14 protein-coding genes are annotated in these 17,362 nt (G+C 61.8%); 11 read left to right on the forward strand and 3 right to left on the reverse strand.

Features of this window, described 5'->3' with window-relative positions; genetic code table 11:
- Window positions 1–90 precede the first annotated feature (90 nt).
- Window positions 91–549, forward strand: a complete 459-nt coding sequence (locus Q8O29_RS14900; protein ID WP_305564128.1) for a YbaN family protein — start codon at window positions 91–93, stop codon at window positions 547–549.
- Here Q8O29_RS14900 and ligA read toward each other — a convergent pair.
- From ligA to smc, 3 genes are read right to left on the reverse strand one after another with little or no spacing between them, the layout of a single operon-like run.
- The gene (gene ligA, locus Q8O29_RS14905) at window positions 546–2,780 is read right to left on the reverse strand and encodes an NAD-dependent DNA ligase LigA (RefSeq protein ID WP_305564130.1); all 2,235 of its coding nucleotides are present in this window, start codon (window positions 2,778–2,780) and stop codon (window positions 546–548) included. The genes Q8O29_RS14900 and ligA overlap by 4 nt on opposite strands.
- Before the next feature lie 18 nt (window positions 2,781–2,798).
- Window positions 2,799–3,878, reverse strand: a complete 1,080-nt coding sequence (locus tag Q8O29_RS14910; protein WP_305564131.1) for a cell division protein ZipA C-terminal FtsZ-binding domain-containing protein — start codon at window positions 3,876–3,878, stop codon at window positions 2,799–2,801.
- 13 nt (window positions 3,879–3,891) lie between these two features.
- Entirely contained in the window at window positions 3,892–7,434 is a 3,543-nt protein-coding gene (smc, locus tag Q8O29_RS14915; RefSeq protein WP_305564133.1) for a chromosome segregation protein SMC, read from the reverse strand.
- A gap of 345 nt (window positions 7,435–7,779) precedes the next feature.
- On the opposite strand from smc, the gene dapC reads away from it, so the two are divergent.
- The 10 genes from dapC (at window position 7,780) to Q8O29_RS14965 (ending at window position 17,291) form a co-directional block, all read left to right on the forward strand.
- Entirely contained in the window at window positions 7,780–8,979 is a 1,200-nt protein-coding gene (dapC, locus tag Q8O29_RS14920; RefSeq protein ID WP_305564135.1) for a succinyldiaminopimelate transaminase, read from the forward strand.
- A 9-nt stretch (window positions 8,980–8,988) separates the two neighbouring features.
- The gene (gene dapD, locus Q8O29_RS14925; protein ID WP_305564137.1) at window positions 8,989–9,816 is read left to right on the forward strand and encodes a 2,3,4,5-tetrahydropyridine-2,6-dicarboxylate N-succinyltransferase; all 828 of its coding nucleotides are present in this window, start codon (window positions 8,989–8,991) and stop codon (window positions 9,814–9,816) included.
- 45 nt (window positions 9,817–9,861) lie between these two features.
- Entirely contained in the window at window positions 9,862–11,007 is a 1,146-nt protein-coding gene (locus Q8O29_RS14930) for a PilT/PilU family type 4a pilus ATPase (RefSeq protein WP_305564139.1), read from the forward strand.
- A gap of 2 nt (window positions 11,008–11,009) precedes the next feature.
- Window positions 11,010–12,203 carry a succinyl-diaminopimelate desuccinylase gene (dapE, locus tag Q8O29_RS14935; RefSeq protein WP_305564141.1) on the forward strand — a complete coding sequence of 398 codons (1,194 nt, stop codon included), beginning with the start codon at window positions 11,010–11,012 and terminating at the stop codon, window positions 12,201–12,203.
- Between the two features lie 53 nt (window positions 12,204–12,256).
- Entirely contained in the window at window positions 12,257–13,090 is an 834-nt protein-coding gene (prmB, locus tag Q8O29_RS14940) for a 50S ribosomal protein L3 N(5)-glutamine methyltransferase (RefSeq protein ID WP_305564157.1), read from the forward strand.
- 54 nt (window positions 13,091–13,144) lie between these two features.
- The gene (locus Q8O29_RS14945; protein ID WP_305564143.1) at window positions 13,145–15,166 is read left to right on the forward strand and encodes an ABC-F family ATP-binding cassette domain-containing protein; all 2,022 of its coding nucleotides are present in this window, start codon (window positions 13,145–13,147) and stop codon (window positions 15,164–15,166) included.
- A gap of 62 nt (window positions 15,167–15,228) precedes the next feature.
- Window positions 15,229–15,732 carry a hypothetical protein gene (locus Q8O29_RS14950; RefSeq protein WP_305564145.1) on the forward strand — a complete coding sequence of 168 codons (504 nt, stop codon included), beginning with the start codon at window positions 15,229–15,231 and terminating at the stop codon, window positions 15,730–15,732.
- Between the two features lie 78 nt (window positions 15,733–15,810).
- Window positions 15,811–16,098: a hypothetical protein gene (locus Q8O29_RS14955; protein WP_305564147.1), complete on the forward strand. Its 288-nt coding sequence runs from the start codon at window positions 15,811–15,813 to the stop codon at window positions 16,096–16,098.
- Window positions 16,095–16,505: a hypothetical protein gene (locus tag Q8O29_RS14960; RefSeq protein WP_305564149.1), complete on the forward strand. Its 411-nt coding sequence runs from the start codon at window positions 16,095–16,097 to the stop codon at window positions 16,503–16,505. Before Q8O29_RS14955 ends, Q8O29_RS14960 begins: the two co-directional genes overlap by 4 nt.
- A 45-nt stretch (window positions 16,506–16,550) precedes the next feature.
- Complete coding sequence (locus Q8O29_RS14965) at window positions 16,551–17,291, forward strand: HNH endonuclease (protein ID WP_305564151.1); 741 nt, start codon at window positions 16,551–16,553, stop codon at window positions 17,289–17,291.
- Window positions 17,292–17,362 lie beyond the last annotated feature (71 nt).

The raw sequence follows: 17,362 nt of genomic DNA on the forward strand, positions 1-17,362 counted from the left end.
TCAATCACCACAACGTTCAGCGCCAGCCCGAGAGGAATGCCAAAACCGCAAGCTTACAGAACCCGGACTCGCCACACGGCAAAATAAGGCATGGCCGACCAACCCGATCTCGCGCCCGCGCTCCCAGCCGCCGCACCGCCTGCGGCGCTCACCGCGCCGGTACGCTGGCTGCTGATCGCTCTGGCGGTCACCAGCCTGTTGCTGGGCATTGTCGGCCTGTTCCTGCCGGTGTTGCCGACCGTGCCCTTCATCTTGCTGTCGGCCTGGGCCGCCGCCCGCAGTTCACCCAGGCTGCTGGCCTGGCTGGAGGGCCACCCCAGCTTCGGACCGATGCTGAGCGAATGGCGGCGCGGCGGCGTGGTGCGCCGGCGCGCCAAATGGCTGACCACCCTGACCATGGGCGCCAGTGCGGTGTTCATGCTGCTGACTTTGCCAAAACGCTGGATGGCGCTGGCGGTGATTGCCGTCATGGCCTGTGTACTGGTGTGGCTGTGGCGGCGGCCGGAGAAGATGCCCGAGGCTGGCGTACCCCCGCCTGAACGCTGTTAGCCCGCAGGCGCTTCGAGCAACAGCAGCAAACCGGTTTCATCAATCACGGCGATGCCCAGCTCCTGCGCCTTGGTCAGCTTGCTGCCGGCCTCGGTGCCCGCCACAACATAATCGGTTTTCCTGCTGACCGAGCCGGCCACCTTGCCGCCGGCGGCTTCCACCTTGTCTTTGGCCTCGTCGCGGCTCAGCGTCGGCAGGGTGCCGGTGATGACAAAAGTCTTGCCCGACAGCGGTTGGGGCGCGCGTGCGGCCGGCTTGCCTTCGACCCACGACACGCCACAGGCGCGCAACTGCTCGACCACTTCACGGTTGTGCGGCTGATCGAAGAAAGTACGCAGGCTGGTGGCCACGATGGGGCCCACATCACTGACTTCGAGCAGTTGCTCTTCGCTGGCGTCCATGATCGCATCGAGCTTGCCGAAGTGGCGCGCCAGCTCCTTGGCGGTGGCCTCGCCCACGTGGCGTATGCCCAGGCCGAACAGGAAACGCGGCAAAGTGGTGGATTTGGATTTTTCCAGCGCCTGCAGCAGGTTTTGCGCTGACTTGTCGGCCATGCGCTCCAGCCCGGCCAGCGCCGTCAGCCCCAGCTTGTAGAGGTCTGGCAGTGTGCGGATGATGTTGGCATCGACCATTTGCTCGACCAGTTTGTCACCCAGGCCGTCGACCTCAACGGCGCGGCGGTGTGCGTAGTGCAGGATGGCCTCCTTGCGCTGGGCGCCGCAGAACAGGCCACCGGTGCAGCGGTAGTCGGCTTCGCCCTCCTCCCGCACTGCGTCCGAGCCGCAGACCGGGCAGCTACGCGGCATGGTGAACTGCGGCGCGTCTGTCACGCGTTTGTCGGCCAGCACGCTGACCACTTCGGGAATCACGTCGCCGGCACGCCGGACGATCACCGTGTCGCCAACCCGCACATCCTTGCGCCTGGCCTCGTCCTCGTTGTGCAGCGTGGCATTGGTCACGGTCACGCCGCCGACAAACACCGGCGCCAGCTTGGCCACTGGTGTGAGTTTGCCGGTGCGGCCGACCTGCACATCGATGGCCAGCACGGTGGTGATTTGCTCCTGCGCCGGGTATTTGTGCGCCACGGCCCAGCGCGGCTCGCGCGTGACAAATCCGAGTTTTTTCTGCAGGGCCAGGCTGTTGACCTTATAGACCACGCCGTCGATGTCGTAGGGCAACTGGTCGCGCTCCCGTGCTATCTTTTCGTGAAACGCTATTAATTCAGGAGCACCTTGCGCAGTCTGGGTATAGGCTGCGACCGGAAAACCCCATGATTTGAGGGTCAGCAGCAACTGGAAGTGGGTCTCGAACTGCGGACCGCCCTCCTCTTGTGGCGTGACTTCGCCGACACCATAAGTAAAAAAGCTCAAGGGGCGTTGGGCGGCAATACCCGGGTCCAGCTGCCGCACTGCACCAGCGGCGGCGTTGCGCGGATTAACGAAGGTTTTTTCGTTTTTGGCGCCTTGGGCGATCTTTTCGCGCTGCTTTTCGTTGAGTGATTCGAAGTCGTCACGCCGCATGTAAACCTCGCCACGCACTTCGAGAACTGCTGGGGGAGCCCTCACCCCTGCCCTCTCCCAGGGGGAGAGGGAGGAAGTCGGTGTGACCTCTTCCGCGTTAGCCTCTCTCCGTCCCGCCACCTCTCCCCCCGCGTTAGCCTCTACCCGTCCCGCCACCTCTCCCCCCGGGAGAGGGTTGGGGTGAGGGAGCAGGCGCAACGGGATCTGCCGGATGGTGCGGATGTTCTGCGTCACGTCCTCGCCGACTTCGCCGTCGCCACGTGTTGCCGCCTGCACCAGTAAACCGTTCTCATAACGCAGGCTCATCGCCAGGCCATCGAATTTCAATTCGGCCACGTATTCCACCGGTGGATCGGACTCGGCCAGACCCAGTTCCTTGCGCACACGGCTGTCAAAGTTGTGCGCACCGGTCGCCTCGGTGTCGGTCTCGGTGCGTATGCTGAGCATGGGCACGGCATGGCGCACGCTGGCGAACTGGTCCAGGGGCTTGCCGCCTACACGCACGGTTGGCGAATCCGGACTGCTCAGCTCCGGATGCGCAGCCTCCAGCGCCTGCAACTCCTGAAACAGCCGGTCGTAGTCGGCGTCGGGAATGCTGGGCTCGTCCAGCACGTAATAACGGTGGGCGTGTTGGTGCAGTTCGGTGCGCAACTCGGAGATACGGTCGGCAGGCGACGGCCCGGGCGACGCAAACAGGTCAGGGGTGGCCATGGCGAAGAAAAAGCAGGTTCAGGCAAACAGCCGCCGGCCCAGCGCCGAGCCGGCCGGCATGTCGCGCTCTTCCAGGGTGTTGTAGAGCTGCTCCAGGTCCGCGTGAATGGCTTCCATGGCTTCTGGCCGGATCGGTTGGCCCTGGTCGTCGATGATCACGCCGTCCATGCTGGCGGCGAGCGCAATCGCCGCTTCGCACATGCGCACAAAGGGTTGCTCGGCGCGCAGCACCTGCGGCACGTCCAGCGACAGCGTCAATTCGCGCAATGCAGTCTGTTCCGGGTCTTCGGCCATGGCGGCCTGGGTGTCGAAAGACAGGCCCAAAACCGGTGGCGCGTGCTGGCCGGACTGGCTGGCCGGCAGCACCATGCGGCCCGGAATGGAACCGGCCACAAAACCGAGTTTGGCCGCGTTTTGCTGCACATAACCGGGGCTCCAGGCCGTGTGTTTGGCGCGCAGGGTGAAGCCCAATTGCGCATCATGGGCGCTGGCAAAGTTGTCGAGTTCGCGCGCGCGCGCCACTTCGTCCATCATGTCGGGGAACTCGGGCTGGCCGTCAATCGCATCGGCAAAGGCCTGCGCCTTCATGACAAATTCTGAAAACTCGATCTGGTTCAGCGCGCCAGTTCGGTTGGCCAGTTGCACGCCGGCCTGGAAGGCGCTGTAACGCTGGCCGGCGGCCGGGGTTTCCCAGGCGCCGCTGGCCAGGCTCAGGCCCTCCACCGCAAACGGTTTGCTGCCAGCGCGGCGCGAGCCGGGCATGGCGGCCAGTGCCGCCTCGCCGGACACCACCGAATCAATGACGATGGGCGCGATCACGTCGATCAGCGCGTCCAGGCCTGGTTTTTTCTCGGGCACGGTCAGCGCCGTCAGGGCATCAAGGCTGGAGTCGGTATCGAAGCCGGGTTCCAGGCGCGCGGGCTGGGTCTCCTGGCCATGGGGCGGCAGGTCGCCACCGGCGGGTTCAATGGCCGGGACCACCGGGTCGGGCGAGGGTTGCATGGGCAGGTTTTTACGCGCCGACCAGGCGCTGTGGGCCACCACGATGGCCAATAGCAGGCCGCCAATGATCGCCAAACTGATCTGGAGTGTGCTCATTCTTTCTCCGTACTCATGCGGCCTCCGCGAAACCAAGCGCCGCTTCCATGTCCACGGCGACGATGCGCGAGACGCCCTGCTCCTGCATGGTCACGCCAATCAGTTGTTCGGCCATTTCCATGGCGATTTTGTTGTGGCTGATGAACAGGAACTGCGTTTCCTTGCTCATGCTGGTCACCAGCTTGGCATAACGCTCTGTGTTGGCGTCGTCCAGCGGCGCGTCGACCTCGTCGAGCAGGCAGAACGGCGCGGGGTTGAGCTGGAAAATTGCAAACACCAGCGCAATTGCCGTGAGCGCCTTTTCGCCACCCGACAGCAAATGGATGGTCTGGTTTTTCTTGCCCGGCGGCTGGGCCAGCACCTGAACGCCGGTGTCCAGAATTTCCTCGCCGGTCATCATCAGTTTGGCGTTGCCGCCGCCAAACAGGCGCGGGAACATCTCGCCGAAATGGCGATTCACCGTCTCGAAGGTCGATGACAACAGCTCACGCGTTTCTGCGTCGATCTTCTTGATCGCGTCTTCCAGCGTGTTCATGGCTTCGTTCAGGTCAGCCGACTGTGCGTCGAGGAACTGTTTGCGTTCGCGCGCGCTGGCCAGCTCGTCGAGGGCGGCCAGGTTCACGGCGCCCAGTGACTGGATCTCGCGGTTGATGCGGTCAATCTCGCCCTGCAGCCCGGTCAGGCGCACATTGCCGGTCTGAATCGACTGCTCGACCGCAGCCAGATCCGCCTGTGCATCGGTCAGCAACTGCGCATACTGCTCGAAGCCCAGACGCGCGGCCTGTTCCTTGAGCTGGAATTCGGTGATGCGCTGGCGCAGCGGGTCAAGCTCGCGCTCCAGTGCGAGTCGCCTTTCATCACTTGCCCGCAGCTTGGTGGTCAGGTCGTCGTACTGGCTGCGTTTGGCGCCCAGATCGGCCTCGCGCTCCAGCTTCACGGCCAGCGCATCCTGCAGGCCAGCCTTGGCGGCGACGTCACTCAGGCGCGACAGCTCCTCTTTGGCGCGTTCTTCTTCGCTGGAAATCGACGCGGCCTGCTGCGCGGCGATGTCTATGGAGCGCGTGAGTTCGTCACGGCGCGAAGCCAGGCTGCGCAGCGCAAACTGCGCCTCCTGTGATTGACGCTCCAGCGCGCGTTGCTGCTCGCGCGATTCGTTCAGTTTGCGCTCAGCCTCGATCACGCGGTCGTCGAGCTGGGCGTGGCGCTCCTGGCTGTCGGCCAGTTGCATGTCGAGTTCTTCAAACCGCGCCTCGGCCGTGACCTTGCGTTCCTGCAACTCAGCCATTTGGGCATCGATCTCGCCGAGGTCGGCGTTGATCTGTTCGCTGCGGGCGCGGGTCTGTTCTGCCAGTTGCGTCAGGCGCAAGACCTCGACCTGCAGCTCGTGCGTGCGGCTCTGGCCTTCGGCGGCTTCGCGGCGCGCCGTCGCCTGACGCTGAGCGGCATCGGCATAGGCCGCTTCGGCGCGGATCAGGGCACTGCGTGCCTCGTCGCTGATCAGCGCCTGGCCGCGCAGTTGTTTCTCCAGGTTTTCAATTTCCTGCGCGCGCGCGAGCAGGCCGGCCTGTTCTGAGTCCTGCGCGTAGAAACTCACGCTGTGCTGCGTCACGGCATGGCCGGTCTGGACAAAAATCACCTCGCCAGCCTGCAATTGCTGGCGCGCGGCCAGGGCTTCGTCCAGGCTGGCGGCGGTCAGGCAGCCATGCAGCCAGTCGCCCAGCAGCGCGGACTGGCTGGCATCATTGAGGCGCAGTAAATTGGCGAGCGGTTTGAGGCTGGTGCGAGACGCCGGAGCCGGCGCTGCGGCTGAAGGTGGTGAATAAAACGAGAGTTTGGCCGGCGGCCCTTCACTGTCACTGCGACCATCGGTGCCGGCAAAGCCGCGCACCATGTCGAGACGCGAAACCTCCAGCGCGCCGAGCCGCTCTCTCAGGGCGGCTTCGAGGGCGTTTTCCCAGCCCTGCTCAATGTGGATGCGGCTCCACAGGCCCTGCAGCCCGTCCAGGCCGTGTTTGGCCAGCCAGGGCTTGAGCTTGCCGTCGGTCTTGACCTTTTCCTGCAGGGCCTTGAGCGCTTCCAAACGCGCCGACAGCTCGGCCTGTTTCGCCGATTCGGTGTTCACGCCCTGTTGCTTGGTGCGCCGGTCTTCGTCGAGTTGCGGCACGCTGTCGGTCAGTTCGTGTAGACGCGCCTCGACCACTTCCTGGTTTTCCTGCGCCGCGCTGAACTGGGTGTTGAGCTTGGCCAGGCGCGCTTCGTCAGGCGCATTGAGCGCATTCTTGTCGGCACTCAGGCGCTCGTGGCGCAGGCCCAGGGCACGCGACTGCTCCTCGATGTTGCGCTGGTCGGCGGCCAGCACCTGGATCTGCTGCTGCACCTGGCCGACGCTGCTGCGTTGCTCATTGGCTTTGGACTGCGCGGCGCGCAGCGCTTCTTCAAGGGCCGGCAACTGGCCGGCCTGGTCTTCGCTTTGCGCGGCCAGCAATTCCGACTGCTCTTCAGCCTGCAGCGCCTGGACGGCGAGGTTTTCGGTTTCCAGCGCCGCGTCATCCTTGCGGGCGGCCCATTGCGCGGTCTGCTCCTTGAGCTGCTGCAGACGCTGCTCGACGCGCTGCCGGCCTTCGACCACAAAACGGATTTCGGCCTCCAGGCGCCCGACTTCGGCGCTGGCTTCGTACAGCTTGCCCTGGGCCTGGTTGACCTGGTCGCCGGCGGCGTAATGCGCCTGGCGAATGGTCTCCAGGTCGGCCTCGATGTGGCGCAAATCAGCAATGCGGCTTTCGAGATCGTTGACCGATTTTTCCGCGTCGGCTTTCACCTTGGCCTGATCAGCCTCGCTTTCGGCACGCTTCAAAAACCACAACTGATGTTGCTTGAGTGTGGCATCGGCGTGCAGCGTGTTGTAGCGCAGCGCGACCTCGGCTTGCTTCTCGAGCTTTTCGAGGTTGGCATTGAGTTCGCGCAGGATGTCCTCGACGCGGGTCAGGTTCTCGCGCGTGTCGCTCAGGCGGTTGGCGGTTTCACGCCGACGCTCCTTGTATTTGGAGACGCCGGCGGCTTCCTCGAGGAACAGGCGCAGCTCTTCGGGCTTGGATTCGATGATGCGGCTGATCGTGCCCTGGCCGATGATGGCGTAGGCACGTGGCCCCAGGCCGGTACCGAGGAACACGTCCTGCACGTCGCGGCGGCGCACCGGCTGGTTGTTGATGTAGTAACTGCTGGTGCCGTCGCGCGTCAGCACGCGCTTGACGGCGATTTCAGCAAACTGGCCCCACTGGCCGCCGGCGCGGTGGTCGGCGTTGTCGAACACCAGCTCAACACTGGAGCGGCTGGCCGGTTTGCGCAAATTGGTGCCGTTGAAAATAACGTCCTGCATGGACTCGCCGCGCAGCTCGGAGGCGCGGCTTTCACCAAGCACCCAGCGCACGGCATCCATGATGTTGGACTTGCCGCAGCCGTTGGGACCGACCACACCGACCAGTTGGCCCGGCAAGACAAAATTGGTGGGTTCAGCAAACGACTTGAACCCGGATAGCTTGATCGAATTGAGACGCACGGCGGACCCTGTTTTTTTCTTGGTGCTGGGAAACTTCCGAAGCTAAGCTGTTGATTTGTATGGCGCTTTTCTGACACACCTCACTCGCGGCAGGCAACCCACAAGAGCGCAATGTTACCCGAGCGCGGGGCGCAGTCCGCTGTAAAAAAGGGTGTCTTTGTTCAAAGCTGGCGTGTGGCTTGCTGCCGGGCGGGAAGCAAAACCGCCTGTAGCCTGAGGGTCATGCATCAAATCGGCTTCCAGCCCTTGTGTGGCAGGCGTGAGCAGCTATCATTTCAGGAGCAATTGATGGACGACTTGGCAATGCCAGGCCAACCTGTCGCGCGACACCGGATAATCCGGGCGATGAATCCCCTGTTGAAACGCCTGCAGCCCTACCCTTTCGAGCGGCTGCGCCAGCTACACGCCGGCATCACCCCCAACCCGGCCTTCCGCCCGATCAGCTTGGGTATCGGCGAGCCCAAACATGCCACACCCGAGCTGATCAAGACCGCGCTCAATGCCAGCCTGTCCGGGCTGGCCAGCTACCCAGCCACCGCTGGCGAGCCAAAACTGCGCCAGGCGATGGCAGACTGGCTACAACGCCGCTACAGCCTGGCGCTGGATCCGCTGACGCAAATCCTGCCAGTCAACGGCTCACGCGAAGCTTTGTTTGCGTTGGCGCAGACGGTGATTGATCCCACGCGGGACGGCGCCACCGTGGTTTGCCCGAATCCGTTTTATCAAATTTACGAGGGTGCAGCGCTGCTCGCTGGCACAAAAATCTGGTTTGCGCCCAGCGACCCGGCGCGCAACTTTGCGGTGGACTGGGCCGCCGTGCCGCAGGCGGTCTGGGCAAAAACACAGCTGCTGTTTGTCTGCTCCCCCGGCAACCCGACCGGCGCGGTGATGGGACTGGATGAATGGAAGTTGCTGTTCGAGCTCAGCGACCAGTATGGCTTCGTTATCGCCTCGGACGAGTGTTACAGCGAGATCTATTTCCGGGACGAGCCGCCACTGGGCTCGCTGCAAGCCGCCGCGCAACTCGGCCGCCAGGACTTCAAAAACCTGATCGCGCTGACCAGCCTGTCCAAACGCAGCAATGTTCCGGGCCTGCGCAGCGGCTTTGTGGCTGGCGACGCGGCCCTGATCAAACCTTTTTTGCTTTACCGCACCTACCACGGCAGTGCAATGAGCCCGGTGGTACAAAGCGCCAGCATCGCCGCCTGGAACGACGAGCAACATGTGCTGGATAACCGCGCCCTGTACCGCGCCAAGTTTGCCCAGGTGACGCCCCTGCTGGCCGCCGTGATGGACGTGGCCTTGCCCGACGCCGGCTTTTACCTGTGGGCCGGAATTCCCGAACGTTTCCACGGCGACGACGCCGCGTTTTCGTGCGAGTTGCTTGGCTTTTACAATGTGGTGGTGTTGCCCGGCAGCTACCTCGCCAGAGACGCCCAGGGCCACAACCCGGGCGCTGGCCGTATCCGCATGGCGCTGGTGGCCGAAACCGCTGAATGTGTTGAGGCCGCCCAGAGAATTGTTCAATTTATCCAATCCACCTGATCTTCCAAAATGAACCAAGACCAACTGCAAAGCATCATCAACGCCGCCTGGGAGGACCGCGCGAATCTGTCGCCGCAAGCCGCATCGAAAGAAATCCAGGACGCGGTGGAGCACACGATTTCCGAGCTCAATGGCGGCCGCCTGCGTGTCGCCACGCGCCAGGGTGTGGGTCAGTGGACCACCCACCAGTGGATCAAGAAAGCCGTGTTGCTGAGCTTTCGCCTGAAAGACAACGTGCTGATGCGTGCCGGCGACCTTGGCTTTTTTGACAAGGTGCCCACGAAGTTTTCACACCTGAGCGAGCAGGAGATGAAAGCCAGCGGTGTGCGCGTGGTGCCGCCCGCCGTGGCACGGCGTGGCAGCTACATCGCCAAGGGTGCGATCCTGATGCCCAGTTATGTGAACATCGGCGCTTATGTGGATGAAGGCAGCATGGTCGATGCCTGGGCCACGGTGGGCAGCTGCGCCCAGGTCGGCAAAAACGTGCACCTGTCCGGCGGTGTCGGCCTGGGCGGTGTGCTGGAGCCGCTGCAGGCGAATCCCACCATCATTGAAGACAACTGCTTCATAGGCGCCCGCTCCGAAGTGGTCGAGGGCGTGATTGTGGAGGAAAACTCGGTCATCTCCATGGGTGTCTACATCGGCCAGAGCACGCCGATTTACGACCGCGAAGCGGACACCGTGACTTATGGCCGCGTACCGGCGGGTTCTGTGGTGGTCTCGGGCAACCTGCCCAAGGCCGGCGGCAAATACTCCCTGTATTGCGCGGTCATCGTCAAGAAAGTGGACGCCAAAACTCGTGCCACGACCAGCCTGAACGACTTGCTGCGCGATTGATCCGCGATGGCTGAAGCACTTACCCCGGCAGCGAAAGGCGCAAGCATGAGCACAATGGAGAGAATTCTTCGGTTGATGGCCGAGAAAAAGGCTTCCGACGTTTACTTGTCGGCCAACTCACCGGCGCTGATCAAGATCAACGGCGAAGCCGTTCCGATCAACAACCAGGTTTTGCCCGCGGACGCGCCGCGCAACCTGCTGGCCGAGGTGCTTCCGCCAGCGCGCATCGAGGAGCTGGAAGAACTCGGTGAGCTCAACATGGCTTTTCCGGTGGCTGGGGTTGGCAACTTCCGCATCAGCGCTTTCAGGCAGCGCAGTACCTATGCGGCTGTGATCCGCTTTGTACCCACGGACATCCCGCCGCTGGAAAGCCTGAAGGTACCGCCCATACTGGCCAGCCTGATCATGGAAAAACGCGGCCTGCTGCTGATGGTGGGCGCCACCGGCGCCGGCAAAAGCACCACCCTGGCAGCCATGATGGACCACCGCAACGCCACTGCACCCGGCCATATTTTGACGATTGAAGACCCGGTGGAGTTTTTGTTCACCAACAAGCGCTCGGTGGTGAACCAGCGCGAGGTCGGCAGCGACACCCAGTCGCTGCAGGTGGCGCTGAAAAACGCGCTGCGCCAGGCGCCCGATGTGATTTTGATCGGCGAAATTCGCGACCGCGAAACCATGTCTGCGGCGATTGCCTATGCGCAATCCGGCCACCTGTGCCTGGCCACCATGCACGCCAACAACAGTTACCAGGCGCTGAACCGCATCCTGAGCTTTTACCCGGTCGAGGTGCGCAACACCCTGCTGGGCGACCTGGGCGCTGCCATGAAAGCCATCGTCTCGCAGCGCCTGCTGCGCACCCAGGCCGGCGGCCGGGCGCCGGCGGTCGAGGTCATGCTCAACACCAAGCTGATTTCTGAATTGATTGAAAAAGGCGACTTTTCCGGCGTCAAGGAAGCCATGGAAAAATCCATGGCCGAGGGCTCACAAACCTTTGAACAGGACATTGCCCGATTGATTGTGGACGGCTCCGTGACGCGCAAGGAAGGCCTGCTGTATTCCGACTCGCCAACCAACCTGATGTGGCGCCTGGAGAACGACTTCGCCAACGCGGCCAAGGTGGTGGAGCCGGAAGACGACCCGGATGACGAGCCCTCGTTCACCGAAATCACACTGGACGTCAAGCACTAGACATGTCGAGAACGCTGCACCTCGCCGAGCAACTGATTTCCTGCGCTTCCGTCACCCCCGACGACGCGGGCTGCCAGTCCATACTCGCGGCCCGGCTGCTGGCCCTGGGTTTTGACTGCGAAACCATCATCAGCGGGCCCGACCACTTTCGCGTCACCAACCTGTGGGCAAAATTTAAGGGTTTTAGCCCTGTAGCCCATACGGGACGTGCCCAAGCAGCTCCTGATTTAATAGCGCCCCGGACCCTCGTCTTCGCCGGCCACACCGATGTGGTGCCGACCGGCCCGCTGGAGCAGTGGACCAGCCCGCCCTTCTCGCCCACCCATCGCGCTGGTGTGTTGTATGGGCGCGGCGCCGCCGACATGAAAACCTCAATTGCCGCCATGGTGGTCGCTGTCGAGGAGTTTCTGGCCACCCACCCGCAGCCCAACTTGTCCATCGCCTTCCTGATCACCAGCGACGAGGAAGGCCCGTCGGTGGACGGCACAGCCGTCATCGTGCAGCAGTTGAAGGCGCGCGGTGAGGTGCTGGACTACTGCATCGTCGGCGAGCCGACCTCGGTGGACCAGCTCGGCGACATGATCAAAAATGGCCGGCGCGGTACCCTGAGCGGCAAACTGACCGTCAAGGGTTTGCAGGGCCACATTGCCTACCCGCATCTGGCTAAAAACCCGATTCATGACTTGGCGCCGGCCCTGGCCGAGCTGGTCGCCACCGAATGGGACAAAGGCAACAAATTTTTCCCGGCCACCAGCTGGCAGGTCTCGAATGTGCACGGTGGCACTGGCGCGTCCAACATCATCCCGGGCGAGCTGGTGCTGGATTTCAACTTCCGCTTTTCGACCGAATCAACCGCTGACAGCCTGAAAGCGCGGCTGGAAGCGGTGTTGCAGAAACACAAGCTGGACTACGCCCTGAAATGGACACTGGGCGGCCAGCCCTTTCTGACCACACCCGGCGAACTGGTCCAGGCCATCACCGAGTCGATCAAGGCCGAAACGGGCGTGTTGACTGAACTGTCCACCACAGGCGGCACCAGCGACGGACGTTTTATCGCCAGCATTTGTCCGCAATTGATCGAGTTTGGCCCGATCAATGCGTCTATCCACAAGATTGATGAACATGTACTGGTCAGCTCGCTGGACCCGCTCAAAAACATCTACAAAGGCGTGCTGGCGCGCCTGGCGGCGCTGTGAGCCATGCGGCGCCCGTGACGGTTCTGGGCCTGGTCGAACACTGGGCTGACCGCATGGAAGTCGCCGGACTCAGCCAGGCCGACGGCTTCGGCCAAGGCACCCTCACCGCCTTTGACGAAGCCGCCTGGCTGGTGCTGTGGCGCCTGGGTCTGCCGCTGGACGAGCTTGACGAAGTGGAAAATCAGCCTGTAGCCCCCGCCGATGTTGCACAGGTAGCTACACTTCTGGAAGCACGCATCAGCACACGCCGGCCTGCCGCCTACCTGACCCGCGAGGCCTGGTTACAGGGCGTGCCTTTTTATGTTGATGAACGCGTGATCATTCCGCGCTCGCTGATTGCCGAGCTGCTGGTCGATGAAAGCATAGACCCCTGGCTCAGCGAAGCCACCCACCGCGTACTGGACTTGTGCACCGGAAATGGCAGCCTGGCCATTCTGGCCGCCATGGCCTGGCCTGAGGTGGCGGTGGATGCCGCCGACATCAGCAGCGACGCGCTGGCCGTTGCGCGCATCAATATCGACGTCCATGCGTTGCAATCGCGCATCACCCTGATCGCCTCTGACGGCCTGGCCGCTTGCCCCGGTCCGTATGATCTGATTCTGTGCAATCCGCCCTATGTCAATGCAGCCACCATGGCCGCGCTGCCAGCCGAATTCAGGGCTGAACCGGCCCTTGCACTGGCCGGCGGTGAGGACGGCATGGACTTCATCAGAAGCCTTTTTCTAAACGCCGCCGCCCATATGAGCGAAAATGCGGTATTGGTGCTGGAAATCGGCAACGAGCGCGGGAATTTTGAACGCGCCTTTCCCGAGCTTGAACCCCTGTGGTTTGAGACCAGCGCAGGCCCTGACCAGGTCTTGCTTCTCACGCGCCAGCAACTGGCCTGAAACCTGCGTCCTGGCTTTCACGGCTGTGAATGCCGAACAATTTGTCTGTTTTAAATGATTACCCTTAAAAACGTGGTGCTGCGTCGCGGCGCCAAAGTGATTCTCGACAGCGCGTCTGTCAGCATGAACCCCGGTGAAAAAATCGGCCTGGTGGGGCGCAACGGCGCGGGCAAGTCTTCGCTGTTTGCCATGCTCAACGGCACCCTGCACGAGGACGGCGGCGAGTTTTACATCCCGGCCCAGTGGCGCATGGCGCAGGTCGCCCAGGACATGCCCGAGACCGAACAAAGCGCCACCAGCTACGTCGTCGAGGGCGATGTGGTGCTGCTGGCCGCACAGGCCGAGGTGGATGCGTCCGAGGCCAGCGGCGATGGCGACCGCATGGCGCATGCCTATATGGACCTCTACGACTCGGGCGCGCACGACGCGCAGGCACGCGCCCAGGCCCTGATCCTCGGCCTGGGTTTCAAGGTCAGCGAGCTCGAGAATCCGGTCAACAGCTTTTCCGGTGGCTGGCGCATGCGGCTGCAGCTGGCGCGCGCGCTGATGTGCCCGTCCGACCTGCTGCTGCTGGACGAGCCGACCAATCACCTGGATCTGGACGCGCTGGTCTGGCTGGAAGCCTGGCTGCAGCGTTACCAGGGCACCATGCTGGTCATCAGCCATGACCGCGAGTTCCTCGACGCCGTGACCGATGTCACCGTGCACATCGAACGCGCCAAACTCACGCGTTACGGCGGCAACTACAGCAAGTTTGAGGACCTGCGGGCCGAGCAGATGGCGTTGCAGCAAGGCGCGTACTCCAAGCAGCAGGACAAGATCGCCCACCTGCAGAAATTCATTGCACGTTTCAAGGCCAAGGCCAGCAAGGCCAAACAGGCGCAAAGCCGGGTCAAGGCGCTGGACCGCATGGAAAAAATCGCGCCGTTGCTGGCCGAAGCCGACTTCACCTTCGAGTTCAAGGAACCCGCGAACCTGCCCAACCCGATGTTGTCGATGCAGAACGCCTTCTTCGGCTACCCGGCGCCGGAGGACGCGCCTGAAGGCACGCCACCCACCACCATCGTGCAAAACGTCAGCAAGTCGGTGCTGGCCGGCCAGCGCATCGGCATTCTGGGCGCCAACGGCCAGGGCAAATCGACCCTGGTCAAAACCATTGCGCGAGCCTTGACCCCCATCAGTGGTGAGATGACCGAAGGCAAAGGCCTGAACATCGGTTACTTCGCCCAGCAGGAGCTCGACGTGTTACGCCCGGCCGACAACCCGCTGGAGCACATGATCCGGCTGGTCAAGGAAGTCACCGCCGCCGGCAAGATGGGCAATCAGCCGACGCGCGAGCAGGACCTGCGCAGCTTCCTGGGCAATTTCAACTTCAGTGGCGACATGGTCAAGCAATCGGTCGGCAGCATGAGCGGTGGCGAAAAAGCCCGGCTGGTGCTGTGCATGATCGTCTGGCAGCGCCCCAACCTGCTGCTGCTCGATGAGCCGACCAACCACCTGGACCTGGCCACACGCGAGGCGCTGTCGATGGCGCTCAACGAGTTTGAAGGCACGGTCATGCTGGTCAGCCACGACCGGGCGCTGCTGCGTGCGGTGTGCGACGAATTCTGGATGGTGTCGCAAGGCGGTGTGGCACCGTTTGACGGTGACCTGGACGATTACCAGAAGTACCTGCTGGACTACGCCAAGCGCCAGCGCGAGGAAGCCAAGAAGGCCGGCAACACCCCCGCTGCAGCGGCAGACGCTGGCACATCAGTCGCTGCCAGCGCACAACCGACGGGGGCTTCAGCCACTTTGGACGCGAAGAAACCAGCTGACAAAAAAGGTGATGCCCAGCGCCGCCAGCAACAATCGGACAGCACCAAGCCGCTGCGCAAGGAGCTGGAAAAGATTGACCAGCAGATGCAAACCCTCACCATCGAGCGCGACAAGCTGCAGGCCGGACTGGCTGGCACGACCGCCGCCCTTGAGCTGGCGCAGACCGGCAAGCGCCTCAAAGCAATTGACAGCGAGCTGGACACACTCGAAGAACGCTGGCTGGAACTGACCGATCAGATAGAAACCGCCACGGCCTGAGGGCGCGCGGTTTGCGCCGCCCACCTACATCGCTGTGCGGAATTTCGGGCTAAAGTGGCGCCATGCCCACCGCACTTCAAATGGCCTCTGACGACGCAGCCCTGCTGGCCGCCGTCGCCCGCAGCCGCAAACTCCTGAACAAACGCGCCATGGTGGCCGCCGCCGCCAGCGCCGTCCCGGTCCCGGGGCTTGATTGGGCGGTGGATGCCGCCATGCTCTCCCGCCTGATCCCCGAGATCAACAAGGAGTTTGGCCTGACCCCACAGCAACTCGACAGGCTGGAGCCGAAAAAGCGCGACCAGGTGCAGAAGGCCGTCACCATGGTCGGATCGGTCCTGATAGGCAAACTCATCAGCCGCGACCTCGTCATCAAGGCCGCCACCAAAATCGGCATGCGCCTGACCACCAAACAGCTCGCCAAATACGTGCCCTTTGCCGGCCAGATTGTTTCGGCTGCTGTCGGTTATGCGGCGATTCGTTACCTCGGCGAGGAGCACATGAAGGACTGCATCCGCGTCGCGCGGGAGGCACACCTGGAAGTGCCGTTGCTGGGGTATACGGGCTGAAGTTTTTTGATATTTCGACTTGACCACTCAAGCGCAATAAGATATCTTAAAGATATCTATTAACCAAAGCCCCCCCCCATGACTGCACGCACGCCATCTGACCAGATCGCCTTCCGCTACCGCACGATCGATAGTGCTACCGGAATTACTCGCGACACCGCCAAACGCCTCGCCGAGCAGCTGGGCGTGGACGAAACGCAGGCTATTCACCGGGCTCTGCACGAACTCGCAGTAAGAATGCTGCCTCAGTACGAAGCCGATGATGGTTCGTTAACAGCCGCTCAGGTACGGCAAATCAAAAAGCGCATCCCGCAAGGCGGCAAGCGCTCGGTGCGATCAAGTCTGTTCGACACAGAACCCGCATGACCCCTCTATGGTGGGCAGAACCCACCGCTGGCGATATCGTTTGGTGTCACTTTCCGGACGATGTCAATCCACACCCCAAACCGCGACCCGCGTTGATTCTGATTGTTTTTGATGATGATGCACCCCATTTTTACGTTCGAGTAGCCTATGGCACCAGTCAGAAAACCACAAGCTTGCACCGAGGCGAGTTTGCTGTACTTCGCGAACGCAATCCAGCCGCCTTTGAGGCAGCGGGGCTGAGTTACGACACCAAATTTGACCTGAGGCAAGCCATAGACCTGCCTTACACCACCGAGTGGTTCTCCGTGCCGCCTGCTACGCCTCACGGTCAAACACCCAAGCTCGGCACGCTTCACGCATCGCTGGTGCTGGCGGTGCAGGCAGCGTTTCGCGCGTTGGCTGAGTGAGTCATCGAATTGAAATCTATTTTCAGTTTGAAAAATATTTACACTATGACAGCCTCCAAATTCACACTTCCCGACGAAGACTGGTATTCAAGTCAGAGTACAAAACGAGGAGTCTCGAATCACTGCTCGATAGCGGCAAATGACAAATGCCCTCGATACTTCGTTAGTCAAACCAATGCTGCATTGCTTGGTGCCGCATCGCAAGAATTATCCCCCGAAGTCGCGTTAAGGTTAAACACCCAATGGGAAACCTCTGATGTATTTTCTTCGATGGATTTAACAGTAGGCACCTGGGTCACAAAAAAAAGTGGATCGCTGCGCGGTGTTTCCAATTTTTGTCCTGAAGTTACAGCTCGTATTTTTGGTTTGTTTTGTTCAGATTTAAGAAGTTATCCAGATGACGACGCACGCATTGAAGCGCATCAAATACTAGAGAAAGAGAACGTAGCAAAAGACGATCATCGCTGGACTTGGATGGTCATTGAGCCAAAACATTTTTGCGAATGCCATGAATTTGCAGTTTATGGTTGGCCGATCAACCGGAACTCCAAACAAACGAAAACAAAGCTCCGAATTGGCTCATTGGGGCCAAAACTGCGCTTCAAGGTTTTTAGCAATGATAATTTTCGCTGTGTGTACTGCGGCGTAACTGCCCGTGATTCGGAGCTTGAAGTCGATCACAAACTGCCAGTAGCGGCGGGGGGTACCGATGACATATCGAATCTCGTTACCGCCTGCGCCAAATGCAATTCAGGCAAGGGCGCTCGGCCTTTATCTGATGCGTAGTGAGTAGGTCGGAGTAATTCCATTTCTACTTCATAAATGAAGTAATCAAGGAGCTCACAATCCAATCCCAA

Source organism: Polaromonas sp. (genome assembly GCF_030689685.1).
In the GTDB taxonomy this organism is placed as follows: Bacteria; Pseudomonadota; Gammaproteobacteria; order Burkholderiales; family Burkholderiaceae_C; genus Polaromonas.